Annotated in this window: 3 protein-coding genes (1 of these 3 only partly in view); all 3 read left to right on the top strand. The window is 70.3% G+C overall.

Features of this window, described 5'->3' with window-relative positions:
- Nucleotides 1-5 precede the first annotated feature (5 nt).
- Complete coding sequence (locus O7617_RS00195; protein WP_282260684.1) at nt 6-1,535, top strand: ABC transporter ATP-binding protein; 1,530 nt, start codon at nt 6-8, stop codon at nt 1,533-1,535.
- Entirely contained in the window at nt 1,532-3,280 is a 1,749-nt protein-coding gene (locus tag O7617_RS00190) for an ABC transporter ATP-binding protein (RefSeq protein ID WP_282260682.1), read from the top strand. The genes O7617_RS00195 and O7617_RS00190 overlap by 4 nt, the downstream gene beginning before the upstream one ends.
- A 163-nt stretch (nt 3,281-3,443) precedes the next feature.
- On the top strand, nt 3,444-22,959 hold the 5' portion of the coding sequence (locus O7617_RS00185; protein WP_282260680.1) for a hypothetical protein. The gene runs 15,869 nt beyond the window's last position; 19,516 of the gene's 35,385 nt are visible here — the first part of the coding sequence; its start codon is at nt 3,444-3,446; its stop codon lies beyond the right edge, outside the window.

Genomic DNA, 22,959 nt, shown 5'->3' with positions numbered 1-22,959 from the left:
GAGTCATGCATCCCGTTCTCACGGGCGTTCTGCGCCGCAGGGCGCGTTCGCTCGCGCTCGCCTGTGCCGCCTCGGCCGGGCACCAGATCTGCGAGGCACTGATCCCACTGGCCATCGGGCTGGCCATCGACCATGCCGTCAACGGTGGTCCGCCGATGTCGATCGTCCTGGCTGTCGGGGGAGTGCTGGTTCTGTTCGCCGTGCTGGCCACTGGCGGTGGCGTCAACTACTGGCGGCTGACCTCCGCCACCACGCGGGAAGCCCACGATCTGTGCGTCCGCGCTGCCGGCCGCATCCTGGCCGATGGCGCCGGCGCGGACCGGCTTCCCGGGGACCTGTCGACGGTCCTGGTCTCCGACGCGAAAGCCACCGCCGAGGTGCTGCGGGCGGCCGTGCTGCTGGTCTCGGGAGTAGCCGGTCTGCTCGTCACCGTGGCCGTGCTGCTGTCGATCGATCCCTGGCTCGGCCTCGGCATCGCCGTGGGGGCGCCCGCGCTCGGGCTGGCCGTCAGCCGGATCAGCCCGCTGCTCGAGTGGAGGATCGCCGACCGGCAGCACACCGCCGGGTCGGCCGCCGCCCTCGCCGCCGAACTGGTCCAGGCGCTGCGACCGCTGCGCGGTTTCGGTGGCGTCTCCGAGGCGGTCCGCCGCTACCGTACGGTGAACCTGACCTCCCGCGACACGGCGCTGCGCAGCGCGACGGCAGCTGCGGCCGCCGAAGGCGTCGGCGCGATGGTCAGCGGCCTCGTGCTCGTCGGCACCACCGCCGTCGCGGCCGCCATGACACTCTCCGGACGCATCGGCGTCGGCGGCTTCGTCACCGTCGTGGCCATGGTCGCGTTCGCCGGCGAGCCGGTCGACCGGATCGCCGCCGGCATCAAACAGCTGGCGATCTCCCGGGCCAGCGCCGTCCGCATCGCCGCCCTGCTCGACGCGGCGCCGCCGAGCCGCGGCGACCCGGCGGACACGGACGCCGACTGCGATCTCACCGTACGGGAGGGCGAACTGCTCGGAGTCGTCGCCACCGCCCCCGACTCCGCCGACGCTTTGATCGACTCCCTCGCGGCGACACACCCGGACGTGCTGGTGGAGCCGCACCTGGTGCACCTGTTCGGCCGTACCGTGGGCGAGGCCCTCGACACCGGCCGCGACGCCGATCCGGCCGCCCTGCGTCGTGCCCTCGGCGCGGTACAGGCCACCGACCTGACCGCGGCGCTGCTCGACGGCGGCGTCAACCTCTCCGGTGGGCAACGCCAGCGGGTGGCGCTCGCCCGTGCCCTGGCAGCCCAGCCGTCGCTGCTGATCCTGCGTGACCCGCTCACCGCTGTCGACGCCGTCACCGAAGATCGGGTCGGCGCGGGACTGGCTGCCCTGCGACGCGACGGCCGCGGCAGTACCGTCATCGTGACCACGTCCCCCGCGTTGCTTGCCCGGTGCGACCGCGTCGCCTTTCTGCCCGGCGCGGAGGCCGCGCAGGTGTCCACCCACGACCGGCTCGTCACCGACGCCGCCTACGCCGCGGCGGTCCTGCGATGACCGCGCTGCCGATCGCCACCGGCCGGCAGAGCCTGACCCTGCTCGCCACGGTCCTGCGCTCCCACCGAGCGGCGGTCGTCGCCGCAGTGCTCTGGACCACGCTGAGCGCCGCCGGCACCGTAGCCGCTCCGCTCCTGCTGGGCTGGCTGGTCGACGCGGTCCGTGCCGGCGACGCGGCGCACACGACCGCTATGGCCGCCGGACTCTGCGCGGTGGGCCTGGCCGGTGCCGCCGCCACAGCGCTGGCACTACGCGCCACCGAACGCCTCGGCGCGCACGTCGCGGCGGACCTGCGCGCCCGAGCGGTCCACCGCACCCTTGAACTGCCGCCGGCCGTACTCGAGAACGCCGGCCGCGGCGAGGTCGCGTCGCGGGTCACCGAGGACCTGGAGAATCTCGTCACCTCGGTCCCGTTGGTGGCCGAGGTGCTGCGCGCGCTGGTCACCGTCGTGCTGTCCACCGCGGGCTTCCTGACCCTGGACTGGCGGCTGGCACTCGCCTTCGTGGTGGTCTTCCCGATCTACGCCCTCAGCCTGCGCGCCTACCTGCCGCGGGCGGCCCGCCTCTGGGCACAGGAGCGCTCGCTCGCCGCCGAGCGCGGACGGGTGCTGCTGGAGTCGCTGCACGGCCGGGACACCGTGTCCGCGTATCGGATGGCTTCGCTACAGACCCGACGGCTGGCGACGGCGTCGGGGGACAGCCTGGCCGCGTCCCTGCGCGCGGCGCGCAGCTACCTGTGGTTCAGCAAGAGCATGAACGCGGCCGAGGCGATCGGGCTGTCCGCCGTCCTGCTGACCGGATACTGGCTGGTCCGGGCCGATCTCGTCACCGTCGGTGCGGTGACGGCAGCCGCTCTGCTGTTCCACCGCCTGTTCACGCCGCTGGGCACCCTGCTCCTCTCCTTCGACGCCGTGCAACGCGCCCAGGCGTCGATGGCGCGTACCGCCGGGGTTCTGCTGGTGCCGCCGCCCGCCGCGGGCCGGCAGGACCGCCCCGGCGCGCCGGGAACGGTAGCGGTCGCCGTGCGCGGGCTGCGCCACGCGTACGGCGGCGAACCCGACGTCCTGACCGGCATCGACCTCGACGTACCGGCGGGCACCTCGCTGGCGCTGGTCGGCGGCAGCGGCGCCGGCAAGACGACCCTGGCGAACCTGATCGCCGGCACCTTCCGCGCGAACGCCGGCCGGATCACACTGACCGGCCCGGACGCCGCCGTTGAGGTCGCCGACCTGGACCCCGCCGTGCTGCGCGACTGGATCGGCCTCGTGTCGCAGGAGACCCACGTCTTCACGGGCACCCTACGCGACAACCTCACCTACGCCGTGCCGGACGCCGACGACGAACGCCTCCTCAGCGCTCTGACGGCGGTCGGTGCGGGCGACTGGGCGTCGCGCGACCTGCTGGACAGGGCAGCCGCTCCGATGCCACCCGCACGGGCGCAGCAGCTCGCGCTGGCCCGGCTGCTCCTGCGCGACCCGCCCGTCGTCGTGCTCGACGAGGCGACCGCCGAGGCCGGCAGCGCGGGTGCCGGTGAGCTGGACCGGGCCGCCGCGGCGCTGATCGAGGGCCGCACGGCAGTGGTGATCGCGCACCGGCTGACCCAGGCCCGTGCGTGCGACCGCATCGCCCTGGTGGAGGCCGGAACCATCGTCGAGTTCGGTACGCACGACGACCTCGTCGCCCGCGGCGGCGCCTACACCGCCCTGTGGTCGGCCTGGTCGCGCTCGGCGACGTCGACGACCTGACCCCGCCGGGCCTCGGGCGGCGGGGCGGCGCGGTGAGGGTGCCCAGGCCCCCGGCGACCGTCGGTTGCGTCCGACCCTCGCCGGGACTCCGGATGAACAGGCGGCAACGCCCAGCCGTCGAAGAACATGAGCAGTTTTTCGGCGTAGTGGTGAGGGTGGGACCATGGCCTTCGACGGCTGTAGAGAGATCCGGATGTACTTCTCCGGGCCGAAGGCGCTGGTGGTCACCGGCACCCTGACGCAGCAGGCGAACCCGGGGCCGCTGCGGGCCGTGGAGGAGGCCGTCGCGCCGGCCGACGCCCAACTCATGGTCCTGGCCGAGGCGGACGCCGCGACGAGCGTGGCGCCCGCCTTCCTCACCGGTCAGGCGTGGCGGGACCGCCTGGTGGTGGTGCCCTGGGATCTCGTCGGTGCCGGCGCCGCCGCGATCGAGCCGGCCGACGCCGAACATGTCGCCGACCGGCTGGGCACCCAGATCCAACTGCCGGCCGGACGGATCAGTCCGAGCGAGGAGTATCTCCAGCAGGGCCGGTTCGTGCCGGTCGACGCCTCGGGCCGGGAGACGCCGATCGCGGGTGCCGTGTCGGTTCGCGCGTTGCCGTGGCGGCACGTGGCGGCCCGGGCGGCGATCCGGGACGCGACAGCGCTAGCCACCGGAGCTCTTCCACCCTCTTCCGCCCGCCTGAGGGGCTTTCTCGCCGATCTCGGCTGGCTCGGTGTCCGACTGCCGGGGCGGGCACCGGCTGCGGCCCAACTCGCCGCCGCCTACCTGGCCCGGTACGGCGTACCGGCCGGCTTCGACGCCACCACGCTGACGTCCTCGCCGATGCCGGTGACCGAACAGACCCTGCACGAGTTGGTGGGCGGCGAGCCGGTGGCCGCCGACCCGGCCCGGACGCTGCTCGCGTTGACCGGTCATCAGGGTGCCACCGCGCTGGTCTCGTACGTGCCGGCACCAGGCTGGCCACGGGAGAGCGCGTTGATCGCCTCGGACGCGGACGGCCTGTGGTGGTACGACCCGGCGACGGCCGAGGCCGACGTGCCGCAGCGGTACGTACCCGCCGTCGACCGGCTACGCACCGCGTACCTGGGCGGCGATGGGACCAGAATTTTGCTGATCGACCGGAACGGCCGGGTCAGCGCACCCGAGGATCTGATTGCGCTGCCCGCGCCGGTGGACACAGCGCCCTCCGTGGACGCCGCGCCGCCGGTGCTCGCCCCGGCGGTCGCGACGCCTGCGCCGCCGGTTGCCGAGACGCCTGTGCCGGCGGTGGCCGCCGCCCCGGTGGTCGCGACGCTTCCGCCGGTCCAGGTCTACACGGTGCGGACTCCGGGTGACGCGCTGAGCGACGCCGTCCGCGCGTTGACCACCGTGCCGAAGGACTACTTCGACTGGTTGGCGCCGGTCCTCGAACACGTCCGGGCCGAGCGTCCGTCTCCGCAGTCGCTGCACGCCGCGCTGGTGGACTTCGCGGTGGACGTCCTGCCGATGGACACGGACGACGCGTTGGCCACCCTGATCCGGCTGGCCCATGGCGAGGACCGCAGGTATCCGCTGCCGGTCCTGCTGCACCTGCTCGAAAGGGCCGCCGCCCGGCCGATCCCGAACGACCTGGCCGCCTGGCACACGCTGCTGGACGAGCTCGCGGACCAGATGCCGTCCGCGCTGGCGAACCGACTGAGTGAGCCGGCCGCGGTCGCCGCGGTGGCCGATCTGATCCTCGCCGGCTGGGGATCTCCCGACCGTGTCCCGGCGGAGAGACTTGCCGCCGCACTCGCGGTCTCACCCACCCAGTTGGCGCCGGTGCGGCAGGTAATGGCCGCCCACCGGGGCAGCCTCGACGACCTCGTCGGTGCGATCAGGGAACGGTTGAGCGACCTGGACGACGTCGCTCCCGGCCTGGCCGAGTCGTCGACGGCGCTCGCCTTCCTGTCCGACCGTGGCCTGAGCCTCGAGGACGTCGGCGATCTGATCACCGTGCGTACCGAACTGGCGCACTGGCTGGCGGAGTCCCTGGGCATCCCGCTGGCGCTCGCCGAGAGCCTGGCCGAACAGCCCTGGTTCACCCTTACCGACCTGGAGGACGATCTCGTCCACCTGGGCGGACTGGACGGACCGTCCCGAGACGCCCTGAGAGCAGCCGCGGACCAACTCGGCGTGAGCTGGATCTGGTTGGCCGGTCACCGCCTGAGCACCGGCGACCTCACCGCGGACTGGGCCGCCGCCGCGCGCCGCTGGGGTGTGGAATATCCCGGCCGGCTCTTCCGGCTGCTGTCCGACCTGCGTGTCGGCGTCGACGACATCGAACGGGCCTGGCCCGACAACGCGACCCGGAGCACGCTGCTCACGCCGCTGAACCGACCGGCGGACGACCGGTCGGTGGTCGCGTCGACGCTGGCGACCCTCGTCCGGGACGATCGGTTGCCGCGGCCGCGGACGTCCCCACTGGAAGCTCACATCGTCGCGGCGGTGGACACGGGCGGCCTGTCCGGGGAACTGGCCCCCGTCACCCCGCAGGGGCGGGACAGCGAGCTGTCCCTGTCGTCCGCCCAGGTGTACGACCGGCTCGTCGAGGCGCGTGCCGACCTCGACGAGCGGACGACAGATCTGTCCACCGTCTACGGCGAACTCGCGCAGGCGCAGGCGCGGCACGCCGCCGTGGCTGCCGAACTGGCCCACCAGCATGGTCAGCGGGCGGATCTCGACGCCCGGCTGGGTCGGCTCACCGAGGTACGGCGTGGATGGGCCGCCGAGCTGCCCGGTCTCGAGCAGGCGCTGAACGAGGCGACAGCGAGCGCGAACGACGCCCGGCAGCAGGTCGCGGACGTCCAGGAACGGATCCTGGCCACCGCCGGGGCCACCGAGGACCTTCAGGCCCGCCTGCCGGATCTCCGCGCGGCCGTCACGACGGCCCGGGCGGCCTTCGAAGCCGCCACCGCCGACCGTCGCGCCTTGACCGACGCCGAAAGCGCCGTGACGTCCGCCGAGCACACCCTCGACAACCTCGGCATCGAGGCCCGACGGCTGGAGAACACCCGGGTCCGGCAGCAGCGGGAGGCGGATCGACACGCGGCGGAGCGGGGTGCGGCCGACGCCCGTGCGGAGATGACCCGTAGCCGGATCGAGATCGCCGAGGGTCGGCTACGGGTCCTGGCGGACCGGCGGGCCGACCTGGACACCCGCATCCGGGACCTGACCGTCGACGAGCGCCGGCACGCCGCAACGGCCGCCGAGGCGCAACCCCGGGTTGCCAGCGCTCGCGACCTCTCCCACGCGCAGCGGACGACAGTCGGGGAGTGGGAGGAACGGCGCAACCGGCAGGCCGACCTGACCGACCTCAGCGACCCCCGCGTCATCGTTCCGGTGAACAGTCGGATCGTGGTGACGCAGGGCACCGCCGACCGGGTCGAACGACTGGCCGTCAACACCCTCAAGAACTACTGGGCCGAACACCCGGGCGTCTCGGCCACGCAGCGGGCCGCGATCGAGCAGGAGGTACGTACCCACGCCGGTCAGGACGCACTGAGGCGGCTAGCCACCACGGCTACGCCCGACGGCCAGGCGTACGTCATCGGCGACGGTCCGAGCGCGGTCCGAGTCACTCTCAGAGTGGAGCTGAAGCGGCCCTTGAACGAGCCGGCCGGGCGCGAGATCAGCGAGTTGGAGGGGCAGAGCCGAGAGGAGCGTTCCGTCGGCGCGACCTCTCGGTACACGGCGCGCAACAACCGGGACTTCGCCCCGTCGCTCGGCACTCTGGGCGGCCTTGGTAAGCGTTTCTCATCCCTGGCGGCGGCTCTGGGCGCGGCCCGTGCCCTGGCCGGGGGTGGAAACACCACAGTGACGTGGAACCAGTCGACCCGGACCATGTCGGTCGCCGACCGCAGCACCCAGTCGTTCATGCTCCGGCTACGCGAACCGCACTACCCGCACCCCTACGACGCAACGTGGACGGTGCGGGTCGCACCAGCCGGCAACACGCTCGACGACGACACCGGCGTACGCACCAGCTATCCGCTCACCACTGCGGAGCCGGTGGAGATCTGGATCCCGGAGCACATCGCCCGGCCTCGGGGACCGATCGAGAGTCTTCCCGGGACGGCCGTCGAGCAGCGGGACGCGCTCGCCCAGGACCGGCTGGTCCTTTTGGACGGCCTGCACAATCCGGGTGCCGTCGAACGCGAGTTGCGCCGCCGCATACCCGTCCTGGACCAGCTCGACCCGGACGGGCAGCGAGCCCTGCTCGATCTGCTGGACCAGTCCACCATCAGGGGCGCCCACGAGGCCCACCGCGCCTCCGGCCTGCTGTCCGAGCTCCTGACCGATCGGAACGGCGAGCCCGTCGGGCACCTGCGGCTGTGGATTCGCCCGGTGCCGCGGCACACGTTGACCGTCGCGCCCAAAGCCCGGATGGAGGCCTACCGCACCGACGGGTCCGGGCTGTCCGGTACGGCGGAGCTGCGCAACGGTGTCGACATCGGCTTCAACGGGGGCGCGAACCTGGTGCCGTCCAGCCTGCCGAGGACGTCGACGTACGGCGCCTACAACTTCGCCACCCCGTTGTTCCGACTCAGCGGGGCAACCGGTGCGACCCACTCGATGGCGGCCGGCGGCTCGTCCGCCGTGCTGAAGGGCTGGGAGAGCGGCACCGACGAGCAGGGGGTGATGTATCCGAACCAGGTTCAGGAAGCCGATATCGAGATCACCGCCCACCTCATGGATCTGAGCGACAGCGCTCCGGTCGTCTGGACCGGCCACGCCCAGGACGGGGAAGGCGCCCGGGTGCGGCGTATCCCGCTGCACCTCGGCGCGGCGGACGACCGGCTGCATCCGCCGGCCGCTGTCGAGCACGGCGGGACCGGCAGCATCGGCCACACCGAGATGTCCAACCTGCTCGTGAACAACCCGGCCATCGACCGGCAGGTCCTGGACCAACTGGTGGCCGAGGGGTTCGTCGCGATGGGCGCGAACGCCACCAAACAGCAACTGAAGAACTTCCGCGAGTTCCTGCGCGTCAGCGAGAAAGGGTACCGGGAGACCAACTGGGCGGAGCTCGATGGCTATGGCATCTGGGCGAGCTTCGAACGGAGCAGCCCGAGGACCGGAACTGTCGACCGGATCACCGTACGGTGGACGACGGCGACGCTCGACGGCCTACCGGCCACGCACGAGGGTGCCAGCCGGACCGGGAAGATCTTCGCCGGATCGGAGGGTCAGGTCAGCCTGACCAGCACGGGAATCGTAAGGGGGTCGGTCGGGCTTCGGGGCGGGGTGGACGTCACCATCGGCGCCCACGACTCGTCGCTTCCCGCGGTGATCGCCAGCTTCGGTCCGGTGCACGGCGAGGGCGGCCACCAACGGACCGGTGAGCGCGGCGCATCGTTCGACAGTCAGACGATCATCGAGTCGCCGGCCGGCGTCAACCACGCCTTCCGGGTCAAGCGGTCGCTGACGGCGCGGATGTACCGGGAGGACAGCGACGAACCGTTCTGGACCTCCGAGCGCAATCCGGACGGCGTCCGGGCCAACCAGCCCGACCTCACCGCCCGCGCCTGGGTGCCGGAGCTTGTCGTCCGGCACGGCGAGATCGCCCCACCTCCGCCGCCCCACGTCATCCGCGAGGTCACCGACAGCGACCGGGCCGGCCTGAGCCGGCGGGCCGACCAGTTCTTCGGCTCGTTCACCGCGGCAGTCGGGGTGGCCGGCTCGCCGGCGCTCAACGATCTCTTCCAGCGCCTCGCCATCGACGTCTTCGGTCGGCCCAAGTCCCGGATCTGGAGCACGGTGACGGCGCCCAGCCCGGCCGCCCACGGCTCCCGCTCGGCTGATGCCCGGCGGGCCTTCCTCAAACCGGCAGCGCTGCTGGTGAACAAGGGCGGGCTCGGCCAGGCGTACGTGACGGAGAACCAGATCGAGACGGGCGCCGCCTCTCAGTCGCACGGCGCCATGCAACTGCAGGCGTACGTCGGCACGCCGCGGTTCGTACCGGCCCGCCCCGGCGCACCCGAACCGGCCGGGTATTTCGAGTTCACTGGGGACGTCCACGAGGGACACGCGCAATCCCGCGCCGTGCGGGGGATGGTCCAGGCCGACGGCGGCTGGCAGCTCGTCTTCCTCCCCAGCGACGACACGATCTTCAATACGACGTACGGCGGTCGCGGGACGGCTGGCTGGTCGCGTACCCGGTCACACAACCAGGACGCGTCGGACGGACGGACCATGACGTACGAGGGGCCGTACTACGCGGTGTCGGTCCCGCTGACCTTTGTCGGCCGGATGGACGGCGGCTTCCACAATCTGGCCACCACGCTCGTCGAGCTGGCGGCGAACCTGTCCAGCTCGGCCGAGGCGGCAGTGGACGTCCCGGACGCGATCGAGGCGTACCTCACCTTCGACGAGCTCACCGACCTGTGGCAGGCGATGCGCGCGATCGGCGGGGACGGCCCGGTGATCGAGGGTCTCCCGGCAAGCCTGGAGGCCCGGCTCGAGGCGGCAGCTGAGCAGGCCGAGCGGGACACCGTGATGCGTCTCGCCCACCGATACCCCGTCGATGATCCCACGGTGCGCTTCGCACCGCGCCGGATCGTCGAACGCCGCGGCCTCGGCGAGTCCGTCGTGACAGGGTTCAAGGAGCGCGGCCGGGTCGAACCACCGGCCGTCGTCGGCCGCTCGTTCATTCCTCGGCTGGGGGCGTGGCTGACGTCGAACTCGGCCGGCGTCGAGCCGGTGGGCGCCGACGTGGAGATGGGGGAAGGGGATCCTTCGATCCGCGCAGCCGCCGGTCTCACCGAGGCGGTGCCGACCGAACACCGGGCGTTGTTCGACGCCGGCCTGCGCTCGGCCGAGGCGCAGGTCCCGGGTATCACCCGGCCGGGCTCCCGCACGTACGCGGGGGTGGTCTGGACCTACCTGGCCGACATCGTCAAACCCCACGTGATCAATTCGGCGATGAGCCGGTACTTCTCCGCCGGTGTCGGCAGCACCCACACGAGGCTGCTCTCAGCCACCTTCACCGCCACCAAGGATGGCGGCACGATCAGCGGCCGGGTGGAGCTGTACGCCAGGCCGACTCCCGGATTCGAGACCGTCGAACAGACCCGCAAGCTCTTCGGCCGGATACCGCAGGAGGGCGACGCCGGCACGGAGACACACGCGGTGCTCGGGCAGGGCGAGGGCCGGGAGAGCGCCCGCAGTTGGGCACAGGGAGGCGCCTCCGGGGGAACCGTACTGGCCCCGAGCCAGAGCGAGGACGTCCGCTGGGAGGTGGTCAACGCCTCCGTCCGTGGGATCTCGGGTCGGAACCAGGCGAAGGGCGAGAACAAGAGTTCGGGCGATCGGCGCACCACCCGGAACTCCGCCACGCACGTCGACATCCCGGTGCCCGTCCAACTGGCCGTCCGGGTGGTCTTCTACCCGTCGAAAGACCTGGTCAACTGGATCGGCCCGACCATTCGTCGGACGCTCACGGGTGTGTCCGCCAACCCTTTCACCTGGGTCGACGGTGACGTCCACGTGAGGGTGGCGGAACAGGACACCACGAAGGCCCCGATTCGGGCGCAAGCGCCGGACTGGTATCACGAGGCCCGGGCCGACATCGACGAGTCCGTCCTGCGGGACGCGGTCCCGGACCTGATGCCCTACACCTCCCCACCGCAGTCCGACCGGATGAGCTTTTTCAACGCTCAGGATGTCCTCGCCACTGTCACCAAACAAGTGCTGCCGACGATCGCCGCCGACAGCGACGGGGCGGAGGACATCCAGGAGTACTTCGCCGGCGCGACCGGTGAGATCAACGCGCACCGGCTGCTCGGTTCGACCGAAGGGGCGGAACGCGAGTTCACCATTGGTAGTGCCAAGAATCCCTTCGAGTACTCCGGCACCGTCCTGGTCGAGCCGATCGCGGCAACCCGGTGGGCGCTCTCCACCGACCAGGTCGAGGGCGACGACCAGCCATACGTCATCGGGCACGACGGGAAGGCCGTGCTCGAGCGCTTCGAGACCCGTGCGGCGGCGTACACGCAGAGCCAGGGCGCAACTCAGAACCTGCTCGGCAACGTCTCCGGCGGCTCCAACCGCTGGCTCAGCCGCGACCAGATCGGCGAGGAGTACAAGAACGCACCGGGCAACATCAGCACCCTGGGGTACAACCCGCTGAACGTGACGATGACCGGTGGCGACCCGCTCCAGTCGACCACCGACCGTAGCCCGTCCGGCCACCTCGGAGAACGCATGCCGGGGTTGCACAACAGCCCAGACGGCACGCCCAACCTGCTGGTCAACCGGGTCGTCTTTTTCCGGGTCACCGGACAGACCCGGTCGCGGCTGCGCGGCCTCGAGACCTGGAGCGAGCCGGTCAGCGCGGTCCGGTACGTGCTGGCCACTGTCGAGGACCTGGTCAACCAGGACGACCTCGGCGAAGCCGACGACACTCCGACCGCCGGGACCGGCGCGGTGGCCACCGGGACGTCGACGTCTTCGGCGACGACCCAGTCCGGTCTGCCCGGCGCCGACCCGATCGTCATGACGGCCTTCACCGAGGCCCCCGGGCCCAACCTCGAATGGCTCGTGCCGGAGTCGACCAGCGGTGCCAGGAATGCGATGGCGGATGCCCAGCGGCGCTTCCTCCGCTGGGCCGACACGCGCTCCGCCGAGCTGGACGCCCTCAGCGCGACCGACACCACTGTCGAGGCTCTCCTGGCCCACCTGCGCGCCCCGATCGACGCGGCGACCCGCCAGCTGCGCAACACCCTGCTCACCTACCTGCTCGAATATGACCAACTTCGGGTCCACCTGACGGCGGCGGGCATTCGCAGCCACGCGGTGGAGTACTTGGTGCGGGGGACGTCGGCCCAGCGGTGGCTCGAGGAAGAGTGGCAGGTTCCGCAGGACGCGGCCGAACAGATCGCCTTCGTCCTCGTTCTCGATCTGCCCGGCGCCGAGCAGTTCGTGGCCCTGGCCGACGTGCTCGAACTGCTGCCCGCCGACCTCATGACGCAGATCGACGGGCAGGTCGAGCAGCTCGGCCGGGCACACCTGGAGCCGTTGTACGCGCTGACCCGTGACCTCGCCCTGCGCCCGGACACGATCGTCCGCGCGGTCGGCGATCTGCTGCCCGACCTCGACGGCGACGCCGTGGCCGGACTGCGCGCTCGGCTGGCCGACGCGGGGGTCCGGACCGACGCGGACCTGTCGGCCGTGGTCGAGCTGACCGCCCGGATCGCCCCGCCCACCCCGAGGGACCGGGAGGCATTCCGGGCGACGCTGGGCCGCCTGGCCAGGCGCCACGTTTCGCCGACCCTGCTGAATCTGGCGCCCACGGACCTGGTCGAGCGGTCCCTGCAGAATCTAGAGCGGCAGGAGACGACAGCACCGTCCGTCGCGGCCCAGCGACTCGGCCTCTCCGGCACCCGCGACCTGCAGATCGTCGCGCAAGAGCTGAACGTCCTGACCGCTGACCTCGTTTATTTGGCCGGCGAGCCGATGTTCGCCGCTCTTCTCGATCCGCGTCCCGGGTACGACGGGGCGACGCCGGCCCCTGGTGCAATCGCCAGGCAGTTCGCCAGTGACGTTCTGGACACGCTCGCCAACGCCGGTGTCGAGGAGCCCCGCATGTGGTTGCGGGCCAGCGTGGCTCTCGGCTTCGGCGTCCACGAACTGCTGACTTCGACACCACGGGACGACGTGGGCTGGCTCCTCATGGATCTGCTGGGCGCTGTGCGGCCGGGCGACGTGACGCCGACACTGGCCCGGCTGGTGCCGGCCCTGCGGACACCAACCGAGGCCCTCGCGCACGACCTACCGTCCGTCGCGCGTTCGAGGCGTACGGCGTACCTGCTGGGTCTACCCGACGACGTCGACTTCGTCGCGGCGGTGGCCGCCGGGCTCGGGGTGACGCCGAGCGAGATGAGCGTCTTCCAGGAGATGTTCCGCCGCAACGTCGCCGCGCCCGCATCGTCGCGGGTCGACGCCGACCAGATGGTGAAGGCGATCCGGTCGTTCCTCGGCGTCGAAACCGACGAGGCCGCCGCCCGGCAGTTGCGGCTGTTCGCTCGCGGGCCGGGCCGGGTCGGCTACTCGCTTGCCCAGATCCACCGCATCGTCGCGGCGCCGTTCGACGACGGCGCGAGGCGGAGGTTCGTCGCTCACCGCAACCGGGCCAGGTCGCTGGCAGACGTGATCACCGAGTACGTGGCCGAGCACGAGCTGTTTATCCGGTGGAAGATCGGCAGTAGGCCGCTCGACGTGTTCAATCAGCACATCCACGCCGTCAAACGGATCGCCGACACGATCGAGAAGCACCCCGCCGTCGCGGCCGCCGAAGTCCTCGAACTCGTTCAAACGGCGATTCACACCGCCGACGAGCAGGCCCAGCGGCCGTCGGGCGCCAGTGGCGGGCCCGACCTGCCGTGGGACCCGGTGCGCCGCGACCTCGGGCGGCTGCACCAACTCGACGGTGTCGCGCCCCGAATGGACACGGTCACGGTGTTCGGCTCCGGGCTCCGCGTGGCGACCATGGCGCTCAGTATCGAAGCCAGCTCGGACACGGTCCATCTGAACTGGCTGGCCGGAAAAACAGGCGAGATCGCGGTCGAGTTGTCGGAGGCGGTGTCGGCGCTTGAGCGTGCCGAGCAGGGCCCGGTCACGGCGGACTGGGACCAGCACGCGCAAACCGCGCTGGTGCAGAGTGGTGGTGACACCGGAACGATGGCCGGTCAGTCGATGGCCGCGGCCGATCTGGTACTGGCGCACGTATGGCTGCGCAAACTTCAGGTGCACGACACCGAATCGCAGGAGATCCTCCGCACGTTCGACGGCTATCCGTACGCCGCGTTCCTGCGCCATGCCGTTGAACACGACATGTCTCGCGACCAGATCCGATACATCAGTGCGGTCGCGGACCGGTTGGACCTGAGGGCCCACGAGCGTCTGCTCCTGCAGGTCGCGCCCGACCTGGGCACGGAAATCACGGACGTTGAGCAGCGGAGCGAGACGATCGCGGCATATCTGCGCGCGTTGCCCCTCGCCGATGTCGGCTTCCACGGTCGTCTCATGTTCCTCGCCGACCTCGGCATGACGGTTCGGATACCGCAGCAGTCCGGCCTCAGGGAGGTCGCTGATCAATGGCTCGCCAGCGGATTGGGCATAACCCTGGCGGACCTCGACGTGCTACGGGCGCGGAGAGACGATCTGACGATCTGGTCCAGTACGGTCGATGTGCTGCGCAGGGATCTGCAAGGCCGGGAGCCGACCGGCGGTTGGCATTTTGCCGACATCAGACGAATTGCGGCCCACCTGGGCGTCAGCGAGCATCTGCTCATAGGACACAGCGTGCTGACCGAACGGGTGCCGTACGACCTCGGCGACGTGGCCGATCAGGCTGGCATCCGCGAAGCGGCGAGACTCTTCGGCTTGGCCGTCGAGCTTCGGGTCCACCATGGGGAGCTGAGATCCGAGCTGCGTCGCGACGACGTCCGGGATGCCCTCAATTCTGGGACGAATCGGGTGTCGGCGGTGGCGGCGGCGAAGGATCTGATCAACTCAGAGGCGGTCGCGCCGCGGCGGTGGATGAGCGATCTGGTCCGCCTCGCTGTCGACGACAGCGCCGTGCTGGTGGATCTCGTCGGGTTCGCGCGACAGGCTGGGCTGCGTCCCGCCGCCTACGTCGAGACCATTGTCCGCGTCAAGGCCATGCAGGGACCGTTCGCCAGGATCCAACCCGGTGCGATAGTCACGTTCATCGAGTCGGTACCCGCGGGAAGCGCAGGCCGGAGTCCGGCCGAGATCGCCGACGCGTTCGGGGCGTGGGCGAATCGGCTGTCGGACCTCGGCATCGCACCGTTCCACATCAGGGGGACCGACGTGTTGCTCCGGACGGTTGGGCGAAGACTGGCCACGGTCCAGACTCCCATCGACGCGGCGGAGGCCGTCGGCCTCGCCCGCGGACTCCTGTTCGGCGCCTCTTCGGAAAGCTTGACGACTGCGTTGGACACGCGGGTGGGTGACGAGCTCGAGCCGGGCCTCACTGAAGTCCGAAGCATCGTCAATGCCATGAGGCTGGCCGGACGTAGCGCTGAGCCGGACGTCGTGCAGCCTCCGCCGACGGGCGCGCTGGTGACCGTCCCGATGAGCGCACACCTGGCCGAACAGTTGCGGGAGACCCTGCGCGGCGTCTCGGATGTCAGCTTCGCCGCCGACGCGTCCAGCCCCGAACGGCGGACGATTACCATCGGTTTCGGGGACGGCTGGACCGCACTCGTCAGGACCCTTCCGCTGTTGCTGCCGGACGAGCTGCGCGGTGCGGTATCGATCACGGTGCCGAGTCCGGCGGTCGAGATGAACGTCGACGGATTCGACACCCTGTCACGGACCGAAGCCAGCGCGCTGATCATCGCGGCCGGAATGGGATCTGTCGCGCCGCGGGCTCTCGAGGCTCTCGGCTGGCGTGTGCACACCACGGCGTCGGGCCTGCTTCGGCTGCGCCCGCCCGCCGAGGATTTCCAGCCGTCGGCCGCTCTGTTCAAGGTCTTCCCGGGTTCCCATACCCGCAATATCGCCATGCTGGCCGCGACGACAACGGCCTACCGGCTGCGTCCGCCGCGACCGTGGTGGGTTCGGCAGGCAGCCGATAGGTGGTCGCGGACCGAGCTGCCCCCGTCGGCGCCCGGTGACGAACTGGTAAGCGTGATACTGGAGAGCGCCCGCCGGCAGGATCGCCCGTTGCCACCGGGCGTGACCGACGTGGCCACGCTGATGAGGCACACGGCTCGTGACATGGCCCAACGGAAGACCGCCTACAGCGGTCTTCGTCATGAGGATGCCGGCGCGTGGTATGTCGGCATGCTCGACGATGCCACAGCGGTCCATCTGGCCCGTATCGCCGCAACCCCACTCGAGGTGGTCGCGAACCCCGAGGCCGCCCGCGACCTGCTCACCGCGACGATCCGCGCTCGATCCGACATGTTCCGCCGCGACATCCGACAGCACGCGCGGGTCACCGACCCTGACCTGGCCAGGCTGCTGACCACCATCGTCGAGACGGATTCGCTCAGCGCCGTCGACCTGATCGGCGAGGCGCTGCTCGCGCCCAACTTGCGCCGGAAACTCCCACGTGACCTGGTCGAGCAGGTGATCAGCATCGCGTTGGACGTCAACCTCATGGTGCTCGACAACGACAGCATCGTCCGTCAGACGCGGCCCGGAGGACCGCGGACGCTGATCATCGGTGAGGTCCGAACCGATGGCCGGCACCGGTACCTGGTCTATGGGCCGCGGACGGCTGACGTCTCGGTACACATGGCGCCGTCGATTCCGACGCCGTCCCTGGGGCTCCGCCACTTCGTACCCGAGGATCGGGACGGACTGCGCGCGGTGCTGTTGGCGTTGAAGCACAGCGGTCTCCGCAGCAGCGAACAGTCGTTGCGAGACGGGCTGAGCCAGGCCGCAACTGAGGGCGATACCACTGCCGATGCGGCGACTGGCATGCGCGACCACCTCGATCAGCAAATTGAGTCCCTGTGGTCTCTGCTGGCAATGGACCCGCAGGTCGGCCTGCAGACGATCCGCGAGGAGTTCCATAACCTCTTCCTGTTCATCGATCAGCTCTACGAAGACGGTATTGACGTCCTCGCGCCGGTCGGCGTCCGCAGCCATCCGGTGGCCGATCTGGCACGGACCGCCGAGGCGTACCGATGGCTCGTCGACGATGGCGTACCCGAGGCATCGGCCCGGTGGGTCGCGTTCGACCTGGCGCTCGACCGGCCCGGTGTCGAACAGTTCACGGTGCTAGCCCGGGTGTTCGGCCTCGATCGGGTGGACCTGGCGCGGCAGCTCACCGTGCAGACCGCGCGTCTCGGACTGCCAGGTCCGGAGGCGCTGTACGCGGCGACTCGCGATCTCGCCCTCAGCCCCGAGATCATCGCCGCCGGCGTCGGCGACCTCCTGCCCGGGCTGGACCGCGACGCCGTCGTGCCCGGCCTGCGCGACCGTCTCGCCGGCGCCGGCGTCCGTACCGACGCGGACCTGTCCGCGGTGATCAGGCTGACCGCGCGATTGCAGCCGAGGGACCCGGCCGACGTCCGGTCGATGCTGGGCGATCTACAAGCCCGTGACGTGCCGGCGGTCCTGCTCAATCTCGTCCAGGACGACCTGGTCGAGCGAACCGTTCGCAACCACGAGCGGCGCCTGTCGATGGGGCCCTCCCAACTGGCCGAACAGCTCCTCCTGCCCGGCGAGGAGGCGGTGCGGGCCGCGGCGGTCGCGTTGGGGGTGCGGTCCGGCGATCTGGCATATCTGATCGACGGTTGGATGCTTCCGACGTCGGTCGCCGAGCAGCACGCCGACAGGGCAGGCAGGGAGTTCGCCGATCGCGTGCTCGACAACCTGGCCGGCGCGGGCATCGAGAATCCGCGGATGTGGTTGCGCGCCAGCGTGGTGCTCGGGTTCGACGTACACGAGCTGCTGGCTTCGGCGTCGTCGCGGGGGAGAATCGGACCGCACCTCTCGGATCTGTTGGGCGACGTGCAGCCGGGCGACCTGATGGAGACGCTGGACTGGCTGGTGCCCACCCTGCGGACCCCGGAGGAGGCCCCACCCGCTTACCGCGACGTGGATGTGCCCGCCTCCAGCGACACGCCGGCCGACGGGCTGGAGCGCACGATGTACCTACTCGGCCTGTCCGGCGAGAGCCGACAGGCCGTCGTCGAGGTGGCCGACACGCTCGGCGTACGGCCGGAGGAACTGGGCGCGTTCCGTGAGGTGTTCCGCCTCAACGAGGCCATGTCGGGCGAGCACCGCGCCAACCCCGCCGATTTGGCCAACGCGATCAGGTCCTTCCTCGATAGCGATGAGCCTGGCGAATTCATCCGCCGGTTCGCGCGCGGCCGTGGCCTGGCCGGCTACTCGCTCGTGCAGATGCACAAGTTGGCGAGGCACGAGTTCCACGACGAATGGCTCCAACGCTTCCATGAGCGCTATCAACGTGTTGTTGTCCTGATCGGCAACATCTCCGAGAACCGAATGAGGTATCAGGGGTGGCAAGCGAACGCCGTGGTCGACCTCGCGCAAAACGCCCGCCTGGTTGCCAACGCCATGATGCGGACGCTGGGCGGCGGGTCATGGAATGACGACGAGGTCACCACGGTCCACTCCGAGCTGCGCGTTGTGGCCCAGGCGCTGAGGCCAACGGACGGCGACGACTACCAGGTACGGGCGCGCGCGAACTGGGTCGCCGACGACGTCGAACGGTTGGCCACGGCACTGGTCGAGGCGCTGTCCGCGTTGCAGCACGCGCGCCAGGGTCTGGATCTGCGTGACTGGGACCGCCAGGCGGTGTCGGTGCTCGGGCCGGCCGCGGCCGACGGCGATGCGGTAGCCGAGGCGCGGCTGGTGCTGGCCCGCTGGTGGGTCCGCCGACTCGAGCTGAACGACGTGCCCGAGTACGGCCGTCCGGAGGCTCTGCTCGACGACGTCAACGGAGCTGCCCTTGGTTACTCCCAGTTCTTGCGCTTTGTTGTCGAGCATGACTTTGCTCCGCAGCGTGTTCGCGCGATCAACGCTCTGGCGGCTTCGCTGGGTGTGCTGGCAGATCCGCTCCTACTGGTCCGGGTAGCGCCCGAACTCAGAAACACCGAGTTCGGCATCGCGGGCATGTTCCAAAGGATCACAACCGCTCTGGACCAACTCCCGCTGAGCTACGCCCGCCGGTCCGCGCGGCTCACGTTCCTGGCCGACAACGGAATAACGGTCTGGGAAGTGGAGCATGCCGACCTTCGCAAGGCCGGCGATCAGTGGACCGCCATCGGGTTCGGGGTCAGCGCCGACCAGAACAGGAGGTATCTCTCCAGCGAGACGGCACAGCTCGACTGGGCGGAGTTGATCGAATCCCTGCGCGCCTATCACGAACGCCAGGAACCGACCGCCGGCTGGAGCATCGTCAACATCCGCCAGCTGGCCCTCCGGCTCGGCATCAGTGAGTTCGTGCTGCGTGGCCACAGCGTCCTGATCGGCGAGCTGCCATCCCAACTCGGTGAATTCGCCGCGACGAACGGCATCTGGGACCCGCCGCGGTTGCTCCTGCTGGCGGCGCAGCTCCAGGTCGACCACCGGGAACTGGCCGCCGAGCTGCGCCGGGTGGATGTCCGTGCTGCCCTCAATGATGTGACGAGCAGCCGAACGGCGGCCGTGCAGCGCGCCGCCGCGCTGGTGACGCGGAGCGCACTCGCGCCGCGCCGGTGGCTGGGTGACTCCCTCGTGCTCTCCAGGCGCGGCGCCGGTCGTCCGGCCGACATTGCCTCCCTGGCCGAGCGGGCCCAGCTGTCCCCATCCGCGCTCGTTCTCACCGCGCGCTTGGCCAATGGTCTGCTGCGAGAGGAGCTGGAGCAAGGTCGACGGGGATTGCCAGGCGCGATCGTCGTGTTCATCGAATCGGTGCCGTCGGTGCGGACACCCGGTGACACCCCGGAGCAGATCGCTGCGGCCTTCAGCACGTGGGCAGGGCGGCTCGGCGGGTTCGGTATCCCGCTGAACAGGATCGAGTTCATCCACAATCGCCTGCGACTCATCAATCGGAGTCTCGGCACCATCGAGAACGCCATCGACGGGCGGGAAGCCTCCGTCCTGGCAGACGGCCGGCAGTACGGCAGCTCATCCCAGGCCCTGTCACGGGAGCTCGACAAGAACCTGTGGACTGACAACCACACGCAGCTCACCTGGGTGCGGTCGATATTCGACGCGATGACACTGGCCCGGCACGTCGTTGATCCTGTTGTCAGCGAGCGCCCGCCCGCAAGGACCAGGGTGGACGTTCCGCTGACCACGGAGCGTGGCGTACAACTCAGTGAGGTTTTCCTGGGCTCCAGCCACGTCCGATTCTCTGTCGCGACCACGCCCGGTCGGTACACGATGACCATCGACCTAGGCGAAGGCTGGGGTCCGCTCAACGAGGCCCTGGAACACCTGGAGTCGGCCGACGTGCGCGGCGACGCACTGATAACCGTCAGGTCCCGCGGGACCCGTCGTCGTGACCGCATGGCCGTCGTCGAAGGGTTCGGGGACCTGTCGCTCACCGAGTTGATGGCCCTGTTACTGGCCGTCGGTTCGGCGTGGGACGGGCGCACCGAAGCCCTGCGGGCCCTCGGCCGGGAACCGGTCTATACCGGGCACCGGACGATGCGGTTGCCGGCGCCGACCGGCGCTTTCGAACCCTCGCCGGCTCACTTCGCCGCCTTTGCAAACCCCGAAACCCGCATGGTCGCCATGCTGGCCGCGACGATGACCGCTCATCGGCTGCGACCACCGGCGCCCTGGTGGGTCCGGCAGGCGAGCTGGCACCCCACGCCGACGACGACCGGCGGCGAACTCGCCGAGGCGATCGTGGAGAGCGCCCACCTGCAGAACCGCTCGCTGCCGGTAGGGATGACCAGTGCAGCCATGCTGATGGCTCACGTCGCCGATCAGATGACGATCCGGCGGGTGGGGTTCGGCGGTCTGCTACGGGACGAGGATGCCGGCGCGCTGTATGTCGGGATGCTCGACGACGACACTGTGAGAGATCTGGCGCGGGTGACGGACCAGGTCTCCGACGGGCCTTTGGCCAACATGGCTGCTACCCGTAGGGCACTGATAGCCGCGTTCAACGCCCGTACTGACGGCTTTTTCAGGGACATGCGGAACAGGGCGTTGGTGGCGGACCCGGAACTAGCCGGACTGCTCGCCGTCATCGCCGCGACCGGGCCGTTCGGCGTCGTCGACCTGGTCGCTCACGCCCTCATCCGGCCGGGACTGCGCCGCCTGCTTCCGCCGGAGCTCGTCGAAAAGGTGGTCAGCACCGTCCTCGACGTCAACCTGCTGGTCCTCTCCGCTGACGGCCGCTACCTCCGGCAGTCGCGGCCCAACCAGCCTCGGACGCTGGTCATCGCCGAAGGCCCGGCCGGCGCTCCGGGCGTGTTCCAGGCGATGGCACCACGGCCGCTGCCACCTCTCCAGGTGCATATGGCGCCGTCGGTTCCGGTGCCGGCCGTGGAGTTCAGTGGATTGGTTCCGGAGAGTCTGGGTGGGTTGCGGGCTGCGGTGTCGGCGTTGGTGGTGGCTGGTCGTTTCGGTGTGGGGCGGTCGTTGCGGGCTGGGTTGATGCGGGCTGCGGCGGTGGGGGACGTGGCGGCCGGTGATGCGCTCGGATTGTTGGATCACGTGGGTCGGCAGGTTGAGCTGATGTGGTCGCGGTTGGGTGTGGTCACGCCGGAGTTGGTGCCGGCGGTGCGGGAGGAGTTTCACGACCTGCTGTTGTTGGTGGATCAGGCGTATGGGCAGGGCGGTGCGGTGCTGGGGGAGCCGGCGCCGGGTGTGGCGGTGTTGACCGGTGGTGTGCATGCCGATGCGGAGCCGGCGTCGGTGGAGTGGTTGCGCGCTGTGGGGTTGTCGGAGGTGGCTGCGGGGCGGGTCGCGGCTGCGGGGGTGGTGGATCGGGTTGGGGTGAACCAGGTCAGATCCAGGTTGGATCTGGCTTTGGATGTGCGTGGTGTGCGGCGGTTGGTGGGGTTGGCGGAGGTGTTGGGTGGGGTGCCGGTGGTGGGGTCGGCGCCGGTGTATGCGGTGGCGCGTGATCTGGGGTTGCATCCGGAGCAGGTGGTGGCTGCTGTGGGTGAGGTGGTGGATCGGGTTGCTGGGGACAGCGTGGTGGTGGATCCGCCGGGGGTGGCGTGGGTTGATCGTGTGGTGGCGGAGTTGGCGGGGGAGGGGGTGCGTTCTCGGGTTGATGTGAGTGATGTGGTGCGGTTGGCGTCGGGGTTGGGGTTGGACGCTGCTGAGCGGGCGCAGTTGTATCGGTTGCGCGGCGATGGTGTGCCGTTGGCGTTGTTGGCGCAGGTGCCGGGTGAGTTGGCGTTGCGCAGTGTGTGGGCGAGTGGGGAGCGGTATTCGCTTTCTTCTGCGGAGTTGGCGCAGAGGTTGGGTTTGGCGGGGTCGGGTGCGGTGGTGGCGGCGGCGCAGGTGTTGGGTGTGGCGCCGTTTGATGTGTTCTTTGTGGTGTCGCGGTGGCCGGGGCTGGTCGCGGGTGTGCGGGTCGAGGTGGTGGATCCGGGTGTGGTGGGTGAGGCCCGGGTGGTGGCGGTGCGTCGGCAGGGTGAGTTGTTCGCCGAGGCGATCCGGGATCGTCTGGTCGGGCACGGGTTCGACGAGGCGTTGATTTCTGAGTGGTTGGGCAACAGTGCCCGGCTCGGTTTCTTCGTCCAACATCTGCGCGAGTTGATCACCGGGCCGGACCCCGACTCCAACCACCACATTTTGCTCCTGATCGGAGCGGCACTGCCGACAGCGCGGCCGGGGGTCATCATCGATGAACTCGCGGTGCTGCCGGACGCGCCCCCGCACGCGTCGATCGAGGCGGCATTCGAGCGCAGGCGCGAGCAGCGTGCCCACCGAGCCGATCAGATGCCGGTGACCGCCGCTCAGGTGCGGCTCGCCGAGGACGGCGCTGACCGGTTGCGGGGGTTGGCCGAGCATACGGGTGTGGCGCCGGACGCGCAGGAGGTGTTGCGTCTGGCGTATCTGGCCGGTGGTGCTGATCCGGCGGATGTCGCCGATCTGGCGATCGGTCTGCGGGTCGACGTCTCGTTGCTGTCGCCACTGGTGCCGTTGCTGGCCCGGGTGCCATCGCTCGACCCGCAAGACCGGCCAGGGACCGACA

Source organism: Micromonospora sp. WMMD1155 (assembly GCF_029581275.1).
Lineage (GTDB): Bacteria > Actinomycetota > Actinomycetes > Mycobacteriales > Micromonosporaceae > Micromonospora.
This window is presented reverse-complemented; position numbering and strand designations above follow the sequence as displayed.

Coding starts and splice junctions, on each gene's coding strand:
- O7617_RS00190 (WP_282260682.1), top strand. CDS start 1,532: ATGACCGCGCTGCCGATCGCCACCGGCCGGCAGAGCCTGACCCTGCTC.
- O7617_RS00195 (WP_282260684.1), top strand. CDS start 6: ATGCATCCCGTTCTCACGGGCGTTCTGCGCCGCAGGGCGCGTTCGCTC.